We start from the raw sequence: 704 nt of genomic DNA on the forward strand, positions 1-704 counted from the left end.
TGAACCAGCGCAGGCACGCGAGCCACACGCACGCGGCGGGATCGGCCGGGACGCCGTCGTTCTGCCACTCGATCCACTCGAGCAGGCCGTCGAGCACGTACAGCGTCAGCTGCGTGTCGTCGGTGATCGGCAGGGCGTGGGCGCCCTCCTGGGCGAGCAGGTCCGCGGCGTCGGTGACGCCGGCGGGGCCGTGCACGGCCGCGATCCCCGACGCGGGGGTGAACTCGACGACGCCGCCCAGCGCGTCCCCGGCGGCGCCGGCCGCGAGGAGGGCCAGGACCCGGTCGGCGTGCTCGGGGCCGGGCAGGGGCGTGGACGAGGAGGCGGGGGGCTCGGGCGCGGTGGCGGACATGCCGCCATCGTATGAGCCGTGCGGCGTCGTGCTTATCCCGTCCGCACCCTCCCTAGAGTGGGCCGCATGATCCTGCTGCACACCTCGGACTGGCATCTGGGCCGGTCGTTCCACGGCACCGGGCTGCTCGAGGCCCAGGAGGAGGTCCTGGACGCCCTGGTCGCGACCGTGACGGAGCGCGGCGTGGACGCCGTCCTGCTGGCCGGGGACGTGTACGACCGCGCGCTGCCGCCGGCGGACGCCGTCCGGCTGCTGGACCGGACGCTCTCCCGGCTGCACGCGGCCGGCGCCCAGGTGGTGCTCACGAGCGGCAACCACGACTCGGCGGTGCGCCTCGGCTTCGGCGGCGGAC

The 704-nt window shown here is 75.7% G+C and carries 2 protein-coding genes; one reads left to right on the plus strand and one right to left on the minus strand.

Going from position 1 to position 704, the window contains the following annotated elements:
• Positions 1-352: ADP-ribosylglycohydrolase family protein (locus D8M29_RS12725; protein ID WP_174233381.1), on the minus strand; the 352-nt coding region annotated here is incomplete at its 3' end.
• A 66-nt stretch (positions 353-418) separates the two neighbouring features.
• On the opposite strand from D8M29_RS12725, the gene D8M29_RS12730 reads away from it, so the two are divergent.
• Positions 419-704 (plus strand): DNA repair exonuclease (locus D8M29_RS12730; protein WP_148111636.1); only part of this gene is annotated, 286 nt, incomplete at its 3' end.

Origin of the sequence: Micrococcus sp. HSID17227 (genome assembly GCF_003989405.1) — a bacterium.
In the GTDB taxonomy this organism is placed as follows: Bacteria; Actinomycetota; Actinomycetes; order Actinomycetales; family Micrococcaceae; genus Micrococcus; species Micrococcus luteus.